A 15,619-nucleotide genomic window follows, 5' to 3' on the forward strand; every position below is an offset into this window, starting at 1 on the left:
CTCCTTGAATGGATTCTACTCTTGCTCTGCTAGAGCGTTAAACAGTGGAACAAACGGCGCAGAATCGCCTTCTTTTAGCTGCAATGTATCTGCAAGCTTGGTATCCATAATGATGGTATTACCGTCAAACTGAATCGCTTTGGTTGCTAGGGCTCTAAAGTGCTTCACTTTGCCATTGCTGACTAGATAAGGTATCTCGCTTGGAGTGATGTCTTCAGCCACTTTTACCGTGGCTAAGCGTTGTTCTCGAACCGCTCTAATATCCCTGACTTGTGATTCCAACATAGGGCCTGCATCGAAAATATCGACGTAGTGATTGAAGCGGAATCCTTCTGACTCCAGAAGCTTGCGTGCTGGCAGAGTGTGTGGGTGTGTGTGACCAATCACTTCTTGAGCTTCTTCTGGAAGCAAGTTGGTGTAGATAGGGTTCTTTGGCATTAATTCAGCGATGAACACCTTATCGTGCATCGATAACTTATCCGCGATTGCAAAGTCTAGGTTGAAAAAGTGACGTCCTAGGCCTTCCCAAAATGGTGAGCTCCCTTCTTCGTCGCTAAAGCCGCGCATTTCAGCAATAACAGTAGAATCAAAGCGTTCTTGGTTTTGTCCCATGAACAAAAAACGACTCTTAGAAAGCAAATGGCCGTTGTAGCCCTTTCTTGATTCAGGAAGCAAAAACAGAGTGCACAACTCAGTGCATCCTGTATGGAAATTGCTGAGGCTTAGGGTTTGCACCTTGCTGTATACATCAAGTTCACGAGAGGCATGGACAGTAGTGTCTAGGTGATAGCTGTAGAAAGGGTCCTGTAGGCCGACACCGGCTTGAACTGCACACGTCCCTACTAATGCTTGTTGTTCTAGATCTTCAGCAACAAACAAATAGTATCCATCTTCCAGAGGAGTATCGCTCTCAAACGCAGCACAGCCATCTTCGATCATCTGGTCGATGCGCTTTGGATCATCCTGCATTGAGGTGAAACCAGTACCTGTTTGTTTCGCTAATTCCGCCAGTCCTTGACGATCGCTTGCTGTAATTGGACGTATCAACAGCATAATAAATGCATCCCTTGCAATCTAAAATGAGAAGTCACAATACAGGCTTAGAAGGGCTTAGCAAGCCTCAAATATTCATTGTGATTGAATAACCCCTTTATTTATTCACTCCTTATGCAGTTTGGGTATCTAGGTATTCAGTTATTGTCGATTTAAAGGGTTGACGTTATAGAAAGCGAGTGACTATTTATGAGATCCCATAAATAGAGCAATAATTTCAAATTCCATTCCGAAAGTGTGATCTGTCGTCAAGTTTGTGCTTTGGTTTTGTGGTTGTTTTTTGAGCTTGATTCTTTGCCAATTTATCGCAGTGGAGAGAAATAAGCGCCTATACTCGTTAATGACTAGGCGGAATTCTCATAGGATAAGCGAGGGCGATGGATGAAAATAGGGATTCTAGTATGCGGGCATTTAGCGCCAGCACTTTCTGAAAATTACGGTCAGTACTCAAATATGATCGCGTCGGTATTCAAAGCGGTCAACAATGAAATCACCTTCTACGAATATGATGCATTCAATCAGCAGCTGCCTGAGCTAGAAGATTGCGACGGCTACATACTCACAGGGAGTGTCTGTAATGCGTATGATAATGACCCCTGGATCTTAGGATTAATAGACTGGATTCAACGCTGTGAAGCAAGGCGTAAACCCTTGGTGGGTATCTGCTTTGGTCATCAACTCATCGCTCGTTCACTTGGTGGTACAGTGGAGAAATCATCCAAAGGTTGGGGACTGGGCAACTATGACGTGAACATTATTGCCCAAAAGCGCTGGATGAACCTGTCTATCGATAGGCTAAGAATGTTAGTGAGTCATCAAGATCAGGTGATTACCGTGCCTCGAGGGATGCGCGTTGTTGCCTCCAATGATTTTTGTCCAAACTTTATGCTGGCAAAGGACAATCACATATTCACCGTTCAGGGGCACCCTGAGTTTTCTATGGAGTTTACCGCCGAACTCATCGAAATGCGTAAACACCTAATTAGTGAAGAGCATTATCGTTCCACCTTTGAACAGTTAAAAGAAGCGCCCGATTCAGCCATTGTGTTGCATTGGATTGATGCTTTTTTTGTGTTCAATACTCAGTCGATTCAAGAAGAAGGCTTTCAGCAGGCAGGGTAAAAAGAAAAGGCCTAGAAATTCTCTAGGCCTGATTTGCTGAAGAGTCGAATAATTTAAAGCGTAATAAACCTACTGCGCAATAAACCCGCCGGTTTGATGTGCCCACAACTGTGCGTAGATGCCCTTACCCTGTATGAGTTCTTGATGGGTTCCTTCCTCCACTATGTGCCCCTTATCTAGAACGATGAGTCTATCCATAGCGGCGATGGTTGATAGACGGTGCGCAATGGCAATAACGGTTTTCCCTTTCATCAATTCATTCAGACTCTCTTGAATAGCAGCTTCAACCTCTGAATCCAAAGCGGACGTTGCTTCATCCAGTACCAATATCGGCGCGTCTTTTAACAGCACACGAGAGATGGCAATTCGCTGACGCTGTCCACCTGAGAGCTTCACCCCTCGTTCTCCCACTTGAGCATCATAACCAAGATTACCAAACGGGTCGGTGAGTGTTTCTATGAACTCATGGGCATGCGCTTGCTTGGTTGCAGCAATCAACTCTTCCTCACTTGCTGTCGGGTTGCCATACAAGATATTTTCTCGAATGGAGCGATGCAACAGCGAGGTATCCTGCGTCACCATGCCGATATTGCTGCGCAATGAGTCCTGAGTAATGGCTGAGATGTCTTGTTGGTCGATGCTGATCTTGCCTCCCTCTACATCGTGAAAACGCAACAGAAGGTTGACTAAGGTTGATTTACCCGCGCCGGAGCGTCCAACTAAGCCTACCTTTTCTCCAGGCTTAATATTCAAGCTGAGATTGCTTATGACGCCCTTATTTTCACCATAGTGAAAGCTAACGTCATCAAAATGTATTCCACCGTTCTCTACTTGAATAGGTTTCGCATCTTGTTTGTCCTTGATGTCTATAGGTTTCGAAAGTGTCGCCATACCATCAACCGTGGTGCCCATGTTTTCAAACAGTGCGCCCACTTCCCACATGATCCACATCGACATACCGTTTAAGCGCAGGGCCAAACTGATTGCGATGGCAATGGCGCCAATGCTGATGGCATTGTCCATCCATAACATGATGGAGATGGCCGCAATAGCGAACACCAATACATAGTTCACCACTTCAACCATCACGTTAAAGCCGGTTACAAGACGCATCTGGCGATGAACGGTATCTAGGAAGCCCTCCATGCCTTCTTCGGCATATTCGGTCTCACGTTTACTGTGAGAAAAGAGCTTAACCGTTGCGATATTGGTATAGCTATCGACAATGCGTCCCGTCATCGTTGAGCGTGCATTTGCTTGCTCTGAAGAGACCTGTTTTAGGCGAGGTACAAAGTAGATCTGAATACCAATATACGCGAGCAGCCAAGCTAGCATAGGCAGCATTAAGCGATAATCTGCTTGAGCGAGAAGCACTATGATAGAGGTAAAATACACGCAGACGTACACAAATACGTCCAGAGTCTTCATCACTGTTTCTCTTACAGAAAGGGAGGTTTGCATTACCTTAGTGGCTATACGCCCTGCAAAATCGTCTTGGTAAAACGATAAGCTCTGCTTAAGCAAATAACGGTGTGCCATCCAGCGTATAGACATTGGATAATTGCCTAGCAAGGTCTGGTGTTGAACCAGTGAATGCAAGGTGACTAAAATTGGCATAATGATCAGTACCAACACACCGTAGGTGATCAGCGTACTGGCATTGTCCTGCATGAAGGTGTCAGGATTGCTCGACCCTAGCCAGTCAACAAGTTTACCCATCATGCCAAATAGGGACACCTCAACAATGGCGACTATGGTACTGAGTAGTGCCATCAATAGCAGAGGTTTTTCAAATCCCTTGGTGTAATAACGACAAAATGCGAAAACCGTATTCGGCGGCTGTTCAGGTTCGTTTTTTGGGAAGGCTTTGGTGAATCCTTCGAAGATTTTATACATACATCATCAATCCTAAAATACACCTTGCTGAGAGACGGTAAGAAAAGCGAGAGCAAGGCTTAAATAGTGTTTTTTAAACAGACACTTAGATACATAGGATAGTCGATGATGGGGGAAAGAACATCTGAAGAATGATTCTTTTATCTTTGAACTGATAGCTGTCAGCTTACAGCCTTCAGCGATCAGTTTAGAGCTAAAATAGTCAGCCCCGAGTGTTCTTATCGGAGATCTAGTTATTACATGGCTAGTTAGACTGAACAGCAGATGCTCGATAGAACACTTCGAGCATGACAAAGTTGGGGCTCTGTCATCCCCGAGTGGTTTTATCGGGGATCTAATGAGTTCAGTAGTTGAAGAGGTCTACCCTATCTCTTAAACAGTCATCAAGAAGCGGCACTCATGATGGCAAGGTTCTTGCCGTTTTGCTTGCCTCTGTCAGTGGCTTGTAGTGACGATGAAAGCGTCTTGTCTACGGAGTCACGTAGGTGAGATACACCAATGCTGACAGTAAAGTTAACGTTGACGGTATCAAAGACAAGCTTATACCTTTCAATGGCTTCACGAAGGTTTTCAGCCAAGCTAAATGCGTGTTGCTGATCCACTGCATGATAAAGCACACAGAACTCGTCGCCGCCTGTTCTAGCGGTTGATAGTGTGGATGAGGCAGGGAAGTGCTTCGAAATCACACTCGACATCTCCAGTATCAACTGGTCGCCGCAGGTATAGCCGTGCTTATAGTTAATCAGCTTCAAGTCATCGACATCAATAGTTAGCAGGTACACATCACTGTGACCCTTGTAGCGACTGATCTTATTGCGCAGTGTAAACAAGTTATCTTGATTTGTTGTCGCATCACGCTGTAGAACTTGCTGTTGAAACAATACGTTAGACAGAGACGTTTCGATGAAATTCTGTAGTAATTTCATCAAACTTGGGAATGTCTGGAATCTACTCTCAAGGAATATCACGCCAGTAAGCCCATTGTGTCCATGCAAAGGTACACGGTAATACTTGGCACTGAACTGAATTTGTTTGGCCAGCGGATCTTGGCTTCCTGAACGTTGATACTTCACTTCACTTGTCAGTAAGTCTAGAGCGTATTCTTTATCAATGAGTAGCGATTGCTCTTGTCCATGATAGTCGACAGTGTAAAACGTCTGACTCTCGTGATTGTAAAGGCACAGTTGAACACGTCGACGTGTGCAGAACCTTTCTAATAGAGTCTGAACCTGCTTTTTGAACTCGAGTAAAGTAGTTGCTTTTGACAAGTCAGCGAGTGCTACCTGTAGCTGCTTGTTCAGGTAATGAAAGATAGATACGAATAGCAATAAGCTCAGTGCTACGAAGCCAATAAGCAGTACTGAATAGCTGTGAGCAAACAGATCAGAACGAGATATTGACGAGAAATAGATCCAGTTCATGCTATTTCTAGCGTTGTAGGATGCCAATTTTGCATCACCATGGAAGAAATAGTTGATTGAACCGTACAGCTGATTGTTCGGCAATGCACTGTCTGGGTTAAAGGCGTAGCTTGGTGTATCGGAAAAGTAGTAGCTAACGGGTTGAGTTCTTTCATCTTGAGAGAGCTCACCGGCTATTGAATACTTATAAACAACCGCTATTTCTCCAATCCTATTTGGATTAGGGTGCAGTATCACCTTGCCAGTCGCTCTATCAACAATAAACACATTGCCACTGTTTAGGGTGCGCAGATCGATGAACGCCTGACTTGCATACATCAGATCAAATTCAATAATGTATTGTGGAATGCCAGCAGGATTAGTCTCACGTAAACCAACAACCCAACGACGGTTCTGGCTGCGATAAAGGCTCGATATCTGAAATCGATTGTCCATAAAACTGATATCGGTCCAGCTAGCGTCCTTCATATCAAACGCAGTAGCATCGCTGTTATACATGCTAGCATTAAAAATGGCAGTTTCAGATATCGCTGAGTTTGTGCTTGGGTCATAGCGCAAAATATCATTGTAATTCTCGGTATTACGGATGATATCGACAGCATTGAGGTTTGCGGCACTAGAGTCTTCGAGTTCAGCGGAGCGATTTAGAGATGAGAAAATATTGACGCTATTTTTCAATTGCGCCTGGATCAGCTTTGAAGCTGTTCTGAGGTTAGCTTGTGTTTGTTTCAGCGCATCATCTTTAACACTGGCATAGTGCTGATAAGCAACGAAAATCAAAATTGTACTGAGCACAACCACATAGGGTCGCATAAGCCGAATAATAGTTCTTGGTAAAGCCATACTGAGTTCGTTGTTGTTAATTTAGTTGAGCGTTGAACGCCATTAAGTTTCGCGGTTACTTTTTGTCCGCTTTGAAACGAAGGGCGATTGTATATCAATTTAATGTGTGATCAAGTTCTCATTTTTTTGTTGGCATATAATGACAAAGGCCATATTAAAACGTGTTTCCATATTTGTAGCCTTGATATAAAACAGGGTGAGGTCGGGTATCTCGGCTCTTTTGTCGGCGAATGACTGATACCAGAGCGATAAAGTATTGGTAAATGGATAGGGGTTGTTGTTCGTTGTGTATGTATTTTGAAGACAAAAAATAGCCCCAGCAAAGGCTGAGGCTAAGTGTAAGGGATGAGTGCTACTAGGCTTCTAAGGTTTCTTGTTTAACTGGCAGTATCTTTGCTGGCCCTTTAGCCTTCAGAATCACCATAGACTGAGGCTTGAGCAACATATCTCGACTGATGGTGCCTTTGCCAGTTTCTGATTCCCCGGTATTACAAATCAATGTCCAATGATCGGTTCCACCATCAGGTAACTTGAAGCGAGCAGGTGTTTGCGATTGGTTGATATAGTACAGCAGCTCTGCACCATCTTTACCGATACCTAACTTCAACGAAACAGCGTTCAGTTGATTCCAGTCATCCATTTCCATTAAGTTGCCATCTGGACGATGCCAGCTGACTCGGTTGTCGTTACGGGTTTCTCCGCTAAATGCTTCAATGAATGGGATCATGTGTTCGCGGCGTGCTTGTAGCATATTCGCTAGCCATAATTTGAAGCTCTCTTCATGGGCTTCAAGTTCCCAATCTAACCAACTGGTTTTATTGTCTTGGCAATAGGCGTTGTTATTGCCCTTTTGGGTGTGTGACACCACATCTGCGGTAAGAATATGAGGAATACTGAAAGAGAACAGCAGGCTACTCATGAAATTACGCTTGCGCTTTTCTCGCAACTCTATGACATCAGCGCTTGGTGTTTCACCCTCTACACCCATGTTATCGGAGCGGTTGTCACCATGACCATCATGGTTATGCTCACCGTTCTCCTCATTGTGCTTCATTTTGTAAGACACTAAGTCCTGCATGGTGAAGCCATCGTGGTAGGTGATGTAGTTGATGGTCATCTTATGCGGCCAACGACTGGCGCCGTACAGGTCACGTGAGCCCATTATGCGAGTGGCAAACTCTTTCAAGAAGCCTTGATCTCCTCGCCAAAAGCTACGTGTAATATCGCGGAATTTATCATTACACTCATTCCAACCATCAGGGAAGTTACCCACTTGATAGCCATTTGGACCGATATCCCACGGTTCCGCAATCATCTTCGTTTCTTTAAGAGCAGGGTCTTGTGCTACCGCCTTAAAGAAAGCAGCTTCACGATTGAAGTTATCGCCGTTGCGACCCAGAGTGGCCGCAAGATCAAAGCGGAATCCATCAACCTTAAACTCTTGTACCCAGTAACGAAGAGTGTCCATCACCAAGGTGAGCGCGGGTTGGTAATTAAGATCGACCGTATTACCGCAGCCAGTGAAGTTAGCGTAGTGGCAACCATGCTTAAGGTAGTATTGATTGTCTAGTAATTTGAGGTTGAAGACAGGGCCACCATCTCCACCTTCAGCAGTATGGTTGTAAACCACATCTAAAATGACTTCGATGCCATTTTTATGTAGCTCACGAATCGTGGTTTTTAGTTCTTGAACCGCATCGGTATCTGCATATCGTGGATCGGGCGCCATAAACACATACGGGTTGTAACCCCAGTAGTTGACCTTTTCCATATCAAGTAGATGCGGTTCATGCATGCAAGCGGCCACAGGTAGCAATTGTAAGCAGTTGATGTTTTGTTCTTTGTAGAACGCAAGCATCTCGTCACTTACCAGGCCTAGATATTTGCCTCTATGCTGAGAAGGAACCTTCTTATTAAGCTTTGTCAGTCCCTTTGTATGAGTCTCGAACAACACTATTTCAGAGCGCGCTAAACGAGGGTGCTCGACTTCTTGCCAGTCAAATTCTGATGAGGTGACGACAGACTTGGCCATTGACCAGCTTTTTTCGTTAGAGAATGGCGTCTTATAGTTGAGAGGTTCGCTTAAGGCTTTGGCGTATGGGTCTGACAGCAGGATCTTTTCGCCATTTGGGTCAATGACGATGTAGCCGTATTCTTGGCCCGCAGTAACACCCTCTATATAGATGTGTTTAATGCCAGCGTAGTTTTCGGTAATTGGGTAGGCTTTGAACTCACCTTTGGAGTCGAAAAGCGCTAGAGAAATCTCTTTGCAGCTAGGTGCATGAATAGAGAAGTTACATCCACTTTTATCTAATTCAGCGCCTAGTGGATAGGGGCGCGATTTCTTACTACTCATTTGTTTTTTATTTATTTTGTGAATGGTTTGAGGGTTAAGTTAAAAGGTTTGGCCAGTTAACGCAATAGTGGATTGTGGGATGAAGCCTGTTCTGAGCAGGTTTTAATTCAAAATATTGAACAGCGTACACTATCTATAGGATGGCTAACTTACCCATTTTTATTGGGCTGGTAGGGGAGGGCTCACTAATAAAGCTCTAAAAAGAGCTTTAGACAAGGGGGATTGAGATCTATATCACGAAATATACTATTTAACGAAATTAAATCAAAATCATATGGAACTTTTAAATAGAGACATAGATCTAACTCTGCACACAATCAACTGTGACCGCTATCTCTAGCAATGAGGGATCTCCTCCTTAATTGTGTGATCAACTAGACAAGTAGCTAGATCTACGCCCCCTCACCCCCTCCCTACTTCCCCCGCTATTTAACCAAAGGAGGAGGACTCCGACTTTTATCGTTAGAACTATTATCTCTCCTGTCGAATAAGAACAGTTTTCGCACTTACATTTTTGGTTGGCTGTATTAACGGAATGGACTGTTAAGCAATTAAGAATGTATTAGAAAAACAAAAAAAAATCGTTTCGGGAGTTAACGAATAATGAAAAAGGTAAACCTACTAACAGCAGCGGTTACAGCTGCCCTACTATCTACTTCTGCACTAGCAGTAGATTTCAATGGTTACATGCGTGCTGGTACTGGTCTCAGTGGCAATAGCGGTGATGATGTTTCTTACAACAAGAACGGTATCGGTCGTCTAGGTAACGAAAACGACAACTACTATGAGTTCGGTTTTGCTGAAGACCTACAAACAGGTGAAGTAAACTGGCGTCTAGAGTCAATGATTGCATCTGGTACTGAAGGTGCAAATGGCTGGGAAGATAGCGACTTCAACGTTGCTCAGTTTGCTGTTAAAGCAAAAGGCATCATTGCTTCTGATAAAGACGCAACTCTTTGGGCTGGTAAAACATACTACCAACGTAAAGACATCCACATCACTGACTTCTACTACTTGAACACATCAGGTACTGGTGGTGGTATTGAGAACCTATCTGTAGGTAATCAAAAACTTTCTCTAGCGCTTATTCAAGACGGCGAAACTGATGATTCAGCTGGCTTCATCTTCGATGCTCGTCTAGCAAACATCGGCCTATGGTCTGATGCTAATCTTGAAATCGCTCTTGCATACAACTTTGCAAATGAAAAAGATGGCGGTTCTCAAGAAGCTGATGATGGCTTGCTAGCTACATTTATTCTTCAACAAGGCCTAAGCAACGGCTTTAACCAAACTGTATTCCAGTACGGTACTAACGGTTATGGTGTTCAAGCGGCTAACTTCTGGGGTTCAGGCGCATACTACGCACGTGGTACTAATAACTACAACGATTCTGCAGGTTACCGTCTATTGAACTGGGGTGTTATCTCAATGGGCGACTCTTGGGAAATGGGTCACCAGTTAGCATTCATGGCTGGCCAAGACATCGGTGATGACACTGGTGCTACTAACGACACTAACCAATACTCTGTAGTTGTTCGTCCTATGTACAAGTGGAATGACACTATGCGTACAGTATTCGAAGCGGGTTATAACGCAGGTGAACAGCTAGACAACCTTGGTGGCACTGAAGACTTCGGTAACGGTAAGGTAACTGTGGCTCAAGCTTGGGCAATGGGTAGCAGCTTCTGGGCTCGTCCTGAAATCCGTGTGTACGGTTCTTACATCGTAGATACTGAAGATGACAATGCATTTGGTCAAGGCAACGATACTGAGTACGTTGTTGGTATCCAAGCTGAAGCATGGTGGTAATCAAACCGTTCTAGTGTGAATTAGGTTTATCAAATAGCCGACGTTCAGTCGGCTATTTTTTTAAGGGCTTTACTCTGAACTATTTGATATAACTGGCAGTCAGATTTCAAAGTCATTAAAAAAATAACAAAGGAAACATCCAATGAAATTACGAGCCTTAGTGTTAAGTTGTTGTGTGGCTCTTGCTGGTTGTGCAACCCAAGATACTATTCATCAAGTGGGGCAATCAGATACCGTCGCCACTTCAGTAGCATCACTAGTTAAATCACCTTTTGCTCTTGATAGTCAAGCATTAGTGACCATTGATCAAAATACTCAAGTATTAAACAATGATGTCATTGATAGCCCTGTTGCTGCTTTCGAAATCCCATCAAACCGTGGCCCATTGGATATTTCAGTAACGAGCAACATGACTTCAGACAAGAAGTTCTTTTCACCTGAGATCATGATCGTTTCTAACGATGGTGAAGTGATTGAAAAATACGATTCATCAGCATTTGAATATCGTCGTCCGCGTTTAGCGTGGGGTGACCGTCTAGTTGCCGAAATCAGATTTACACCGCCGGTAGATCAAAAGACGGTCACAATGTTGATCTATACCACTCCGGAAGAACTGGCCAAAACAACCGACCGTGTTGACCCGTACCGCGCTATGGTAGAAGGTCAGGGCGGCTACATGCCTGAGCTGAAAGACATTCCAACTCCGCACTCTAAAACGGGTAAATTGGTTGTTGAAGTAGCAGGTGCAAGTGCTGGTATCTTTGCAAAAGAAGAAGCAGACAAAACCTCCAAAAATCTAGATGCAACGGTAGAGAAGTCGACTCAAGATTACTATCACAACGCTATCCGTAAAGCGGTAGAAGAAGACAACATGCCAAAAGCATTGGCTCTACTAGACGAAGCAAAAGAGCTTAACGTAGAAGGTGCTCAGCAAGTGTACATTGATGCACTAGAGGCTCGCCAAGCCAACTAAATTTTAACCCGAAATACTTTGTGTATTTGTCCTGTTAGCCAGAGAAGGTTCAAGCCTTACTCTGGCTTTTTTTGTCTTCATGATTGAAACAATGCAGATGTTGACGCTCCATCCAGCGGTTCGTCATTCCAGCCTTGAGCTGGAATCTTAGGTGGTTCGGGGCTGGGTATGTGCACTCTAAGATACTGCTGGGCAGGCATTCCATCGTCCGCCAGCATGACGGGTTATCGGGTCGAAGTGATGTGGCCTCCAGCAGTCCGTCATTCCAGCCTTGAGCTGGAATCTTAGGTGGCTCGGGATTGGGTATGTGCGCTCTAAGATACTGCTGGGCTGGCATTCCAGCGTTCGCCAGTATGACGTCTGTTTTTGACGCAGTAGGTGAGTCAATTAAGCCAAGGTCAGCGCTACAGACCCACTTGGTGACAACTGCAGGTTAATCCTACCTTCACCATTGTGTACCTTCATTTTATAGATCGGGCCCTCTCCTAAGTTATCGAGGAGTGTATAGCTACCATCGTCAAGCCTCCACTTAGCTATGAGTTCTCGCGGTATTGTGATGGAATTATTAAAGGTATTTTCATCGTCGAAATTTGCCGCCACAATTAAAAACTCAACGGATTTCGTAGCTACAGCTGTGCGAGTAAACAAGTAGACACGGTCTCTGCCTTCGGTCAGTTGGTCTTCATTGGCTTGTTGTAGACTATCAAAATCTCCAACTAGAGATTTACACTGTAAAGTGAAGTTCATTAGTTTTGAGTAGAAGTCTCGCAACGATTTCTCTTGCTCTGTGAGTTGTCCGCCATCGAATTTACCATCATTCATCCAGCGTTGGTGGTGGGGTATTCCGATATAGTCAAAGATGGAGGTTCGTGAAGGCTTGCCAAAGCCGGCATCTTCGTTAGCGGGTTCGCCAACTTCTTGCCCAAAATACAGCATGGTAGGCGCTGAGCTCATTAGGGCACTGACTACCATCGCGGGCTTTGCCAATTCTGCTTTGCCAGCAAACTGCGGCGATGCAATTCGCTGTTCGTCGTGGTTTTCAAGAAAATGCAGCATGTGCTGTTCTATATCGAACAATTCTTTTTGTACACTATCGATTGAAGATGTCGATTGCTCTCGCCGCATAACCGCTCTGAGGGTGTCATAGAGGCCAACTTTGTCATACAGGTAGTCCATCTTGCCTAGCTCGATATAGTCGCGATAAAGGCTAGGTTGATAGATTTCTGCCAATAAAAAAGTACCAGGAAATTGCCTTTTGATGCTGGAGTTCATGAAGCTCCAAAATTCAACAGGCACCATCTCTGCCATATCGTAGCGGAAGCCATCAACGCCAAGGGCCAACCAATAGAGTGCGATATCTCTAAACTTTCTCCACGAATCAGGTACTTGCTTGTCTTGCCAAAATTCGTAATGTTTCTGATAGCTTAGGCGTCGGTAGTGACCTGGAAGCTCCTCGAAATCCTTACTGCCGTCAGGGCGGATTCCATAATTTATTTTTACCGTTTCATACCAATCATTAAAACTAGGCTGAGCAGTGCGTGCGCCATTGCCTGTCCATCTGGCTGGATATTCGCAAAACTCTGGGTGTGAAGTAAAGTGGGGTTCTTCCCCTAGAGGTTCAAACTCCGCGGGTATATTAGGAATCACGAAGCTTTGCTTTGGAATGTAGTAAAAGTTGTTATCTGGAGCGTATTCAACACTTGCATCATCATTTACACCAAAGTCGGTGACGTTTTTGGGGTTATTTAACCCTCTGTACTGGCGCGCTACATGATTGGGGACAATATCAATGATGACTTTTAGATTGTGTTTGTGACACCGCTGAATAAGTTGCTTGAACTCAGATAACCCCACTTCGGGATCGTCTGTTAGATCTGGGTTTACAGAGTAATAGTCTTTAACTGCGTAAGGCGAACCCGCACGCCCCTTGACTACAAGTGGATGATCGTTTTGAACGTTGATATTCGTATAGTCAGCAATAACGGCGTGATGCGGAATTCCCGTAAACCAAACGTGTGTCATGCCCAATTTTCGGATTTCCGATAACGCTAAATCCGAAAAATCACTGAATTTCCCCAGCCCATTTTCTTCCTTTGTTCCCCAAGGTACATACGCTGTCTTTTTGTTGCCAAACAATCGTGTAAATACTTGATAAATATTGAGCTTATTGGGTGCCATAGCTCTGAATCCGAGATGAAAGATCTGCGTTATTAAACAATGAAGAATAGCGAGTATTGGTGACTTTGTGATTACAAAGGTTGAATTAAGTATGGTTAAGACTGAGAAAGTGAGATCTTGAACTATAATTTAACGGTATCTTAGTGGCTAGGTTGAACATACTAGTCTAATGATACCCGCGCTTGGTATGTCCAAACCATCACAATGATGGAATGACAGACCAAGCTTTTGTCGCACGGAGATACTGTATGGATACAGTTACTGAGATGATTGCTACCGTCGGCTCGATTTTAGCCTTTATGATTGTGTTTTTAGGTGTTGCGAAATGGTTTTCAAGTCGCACAGAACGGGCAGAGAGACGACGACAAGCTGCTGAGCAGCAAGCTCACTTAGCTGAAGCAGAGCGTGTAAGAATTCATAAAGAAAAGGTCGCTCTTGCTGATAATGGACATCTGGCTAAGCAACTTGAATTAGCTAAAGAAAATGAGCACGTACACCCTAAAGAGGCTGTGTATTGGTATGAAAAAGCCGCTTTGCAAGATAGCAGAGATGGTATAGAAGGCTTTGTGAGGGTGTGTGAGGCATCTGCGGATGATGTTGTTCCTCAAGATAAGTATCGTTACTGGAGAAACGCTCTCGATGCATTGAATGGTGATGAGCAAGCCGAGTATGAGCAGGGTATCGCTCTGTTCGAAGGATTCGGTATTCGTAGTAATATGGATAAAGGGATTCAGCTTATTGAGCACGCAGCAAACAGGCGTTGTGTTAGAGCGCAGATGTTTTTGGCTGATTGGTATAAATCGCCGGAAAACCCGTTAGCTGATGCAGAAAAAGCCAAGATGTGGAGAAGCATGTCTGAACACGTTGATTTCAACGAGCACTCTAAATAGAGTGCGCCTGCTCAAATATAAGGTAGGTACTGTGAAGAGTTTTTTAGCACTATTGCTGGTGAGCTTTGCAAGTTTATCTTTTGCCGCTGAAGAGGTGGCAACGGGCACCGAAGGTGCGAGCACTTCAACTGGAGCCGCAACCTCTGCGTCAACAACGGGTGCCACTACTGGAGGGGTTGCTGCAGGGACTGCCGCCACAACTCTCGCCTCGGGCACGGTTATAGGGGCCGTTGTGGCTGTGAGTGCTGTTGTTATTGTTGCAGGTGTAGCGATAGCCGATGCCGGAGATGATTCTCCTTCCACAACGGTTCAAAATCGGTAACGCCTAAAAAATCATATGAACCACTTCCAGCCAGGAAGTGGTTTTTTTTTGTCTGTAATCTATTGTTAATGAGAATTTCTTTGGACTTTGCAGGGATGGCAAGATGACACAAAGGATATTACTGCTCTTTATCCTATCTTCATCAATCGTAGGGTGTTCGCAGAAATTTCAAGATGTAGGAGTGACAGTTGAGCAGTCGGTATGGGGTGCTGAGGATGTTGTTGTTGCTGATGAGCGATTACAAAAACTGCCATATGCCAGCCTTTATGCGCGTGTTGATCAAGGCCCTCAGATACACATGGTATTGGCTTATGCTGATACCCTCTCGGGTCAGTCTTCTGCTGCATTGAAATGGGTAGCTCAAGATAGGGCTATGATTGTCACAGAAGGTGGGCGAATCATAAAGACTTTGGCTATGCCCGTTAACAATTTAGCGGAGGCCACTACACAGCAATATCCTTTTGGGTCAGATACTCCAGTCTCATGGCAAGCAACATACGATTGGCAACCTGGTTATCGCTATGGTTATCAGGCCACAATTACTCGGAGGCTAATAGGGTCTGAAAGCGTTGATACCCCCCTACAACAATTCACAACGAATCATTACATCGAGACAGTGTATTTCCAAGTTCTTGATACAGGTTTTGAAAATCATTTTTGGGTAGATAGTGATGGGAGGGTGATTAAAACCATTCAACATATAGGCCCAGACATGAGCCGTATTGAGCTCTTGTTAATCCGCGACTTTGGCTAATG

The 15,619-nt window shown here is 44.4% G+C and carries 11 protein-coding genes; 6 read left to right on the forward strand and 5 right to left on the reverse strand.

Translation table 11 applies throughout. The features are described 5' to 3' along the window. Positions 1–15: 15 nt before the first annotated feature. Positions 16–1,053 (reverse strand): arginine N-succinyltransferase, encoded by a 1,038-nt coding sequence (gene astA, locus A6E01_RS13215; protein ID WP_017028540.1) that lies wholly within the window; start codon positions 1,051–1,053, stop codon positions 16–18. 381 nt (positions 1,054–1,434) lie between these two features. Between astA and A6E01_RS13220 the strand changes: the two genes are divergently transcribed. Continuing rightward, complete coding sequence (locus A6E01_RS13220) at positions 1,435–2,175, forward strand: glutamine amidotransferase-related protein (RefSeq protein ID WP_065210393.1); 741 nt, start codon at positions 1,435–1,437, stop codon at positions 2,173–2,175. A 69-nt stretch (positions 2,176–2,244) separates the two neighbouring features. Here A6E01_RS13220 and A6E01_RS13225 read toward each other — a convergent pair whose 3' ends face one another. The 3 genes from A6E01_RS13225 to glgX all read right to left on the reverse strand — a co-directional run bounded on the left by A6E01_RS13225 (position 2,245) and on the right by glgX (position 8,691). Then, positions 2,245–4,071, reverse strand: coding sequence for an ABC transporter ATP-binding protein (locus tag A6E01_RS13225; RefSeq protein WP_017243667.1), 1,827 nt, complete (start codon positions 4,069–4,071; stop codon positions 2,245–2,247). Between the two features lie 383 nt (positions 4,072–4,454). Then, entirely contained in the window at positions 4,455–6,287 is a 1,833-nt protein-coding gene (locus A6E01_RS13230) for a sensor domain-containing diguanylate cyclase (protein WP_237334536.1), read from the reverse strand. 403 nt (positions 6,288–6,690) lie between these two features. Beyond that, positions 6,691–8,691 carry a glycogen debranching protein GlgX gene (gene glgX / locus A6E01_RS13235; protein ID WP_017028536.1) on the reverse strand — a complete coding sequence of 667 codons (2,001 nt, stop codon included), beginning with the start codon at positions 8,689–8,691 and terminating at the stop codon, positions 6,691–6,693. Positions 8,692–9,294: 603 nt separating this feature from the next. Between glgX and lamB the strand changes: the two genes are divergently transcribed. Next, entirely contained in the window at positions 9,295–10,500 is a 1,206-nt protein-coding gene (gene lamB / locus A6E01_RS13240; RefSeq protein ID WP_065210395.1) for a maltoporin LamB, read from the forward strand. Between the two features lie 142 nt (positions 10,501–10,642). Beyond that, on the forward strand, positions 10,643–11,473 hold the full coding sequence (locus A6E01_RS13245; protein WP_065210396.1) for a MalM family protein: 831 nt from the start codon (positions 10,643–10,645) through the stop codon (positions 11,471–11,473). Positions 11,474–11,860: 387 nt separating this feature from the next. On the opposite strand, the gene A6E01_RS13250 is transcribed toward A6E01_RS13245, so the two are convergent. Continuing rightward, the gene (locus A6E01_RS13250) at positions 11,861–13,651 is read right to left on the reverse strand and encodes an alpha-amylase family protein (RefSeq protein ID WP_065210397.1); all 1,791 of its coding nucleotides are present in this window, start codon (positions 13,649–13,651) and stop codon (positions 11,861–11,863) included. A 248-nt stretch (positions 13,652–13,899) separates the two neighbouring features. On the opposite strand from A6E01_RS13250, the gene A6E01_RS13255 reads away from it, so the two are divergent. The 3 genes from A6E01_RS13255 (at position 13,900) to A6E01_RS13265 (ending at position 15,617) form a co-directional block, all read left to right on the forward strand. Continuing rightward, positions 13,900–14,541 carry an SEL1-like repeat protein gene (locus A6E01_RS13255; RefSeq protein WP_065210398.1) on the forward strand — a complete coding sequence of 214 codons (642 nt, stop codon included), beginning with the start codon at positions 13,900–13,902 and terminating at the stop codon, positions 14,539–14,541. A 31-nt stretch (positions 14,542–14,572) separates the two neighbouring features. Next, on the forward strand, positions 14,573–14,863 hold the full coding sequence (locus A6E01_RS13260; protein ID WP_065210399.1) for a hypothetical protein: 291 nt from the start codon (positions 14,573–14,575) through the stop codon (positions 14,861–14,863). A 103-nt stretch (positions 14,864–14,966) separates the two neighbouring features. Then, complete coding sequence (locus A6E01_RS13265; protein WP_017028021.1) at positions 14,967–15,617, forward strand: YjbF family lipoprotein; 651 nt, start codon at positions 14,967–14,969, stop codon at positions 15,615–15,617. Positions 15,618–15,619: the final 2 nt, after the last annotated feature.

Source organism: Vibrio breoganii, assembly GCF_001677275.1.
Taxonomy (GTDB): Bacteria; Pseudomonadota; Gammaproteobacteria; order Enterobacterales; family Vibrionaceae; genus Vibrio; species Vibrio breoganii.

Excerpts from the sequence above, each read along its gene's own strand:
- astA (WP_017028540.1), bottom strand. The coding sequence starts at position 1,053 with ATGCTGTTGATACGTCCAATTACAGCAAGCGATCGTCAAGGACTGGCG.
- A6E01_RS13220 (WP_065210393.1), top strand. The coding sequence starts at position 1,435 with ATGAAAATAGGGATTCTAGTATGCGGGCATTTAGCGCCAGCACTTTCT.
- A6E01_RS13225 (WP_017243667.1), bottom strand. The coding sequence starts at position 4,071 with ATGTATAAAATCTTCGAAGGATTCACCAAAGCCTTCCCAAAAAACGAA.
- glgX (WP_017028536.1), bottom strand. The coding sequence starts at position 8,691 with ATGAGTAGTAAGAAATCGCGCCCCTATCCACTAGGCGCTGAATTAGAT.
- lamB (WP_065210395.1), top strand. The coding sequence starts at position 9,295 with ATGAAAAAGGTAAACCTACTAACAGCAGCGGTTACAGCTGCCCTACTA.
- A6E01_RS13245 (WP_065210396.1), top strand. The coding sequence starts at position 10,643 with ATGAAATTACGAGCCTTAGTGTTAAGTTGTTGTGTGGCTCTTGCTGGT.
- A6E01_RS13250 (WP_065210397.1), bottom strand. The coding sequence starts at position 13,651 with ATGGCACCCAATAAGCTCAATATTTATCAAGTATTTACACGATTGTTT.
- A6E01_RS13255 (WP_065210398.1), top strand. The coding sequence starts at position 13,900 with ATGGATACAGTTACTGAGATGATTGCTACCGTCGGCTCGATTTTAGCC.
- A6E01_RS13265 (WP_017028021.1), top strand. The coding sequence starts at position 14,967 with ATGACACAAAGGATATTACTGCTCTTTATCCTATCTTCATCAATCGTA.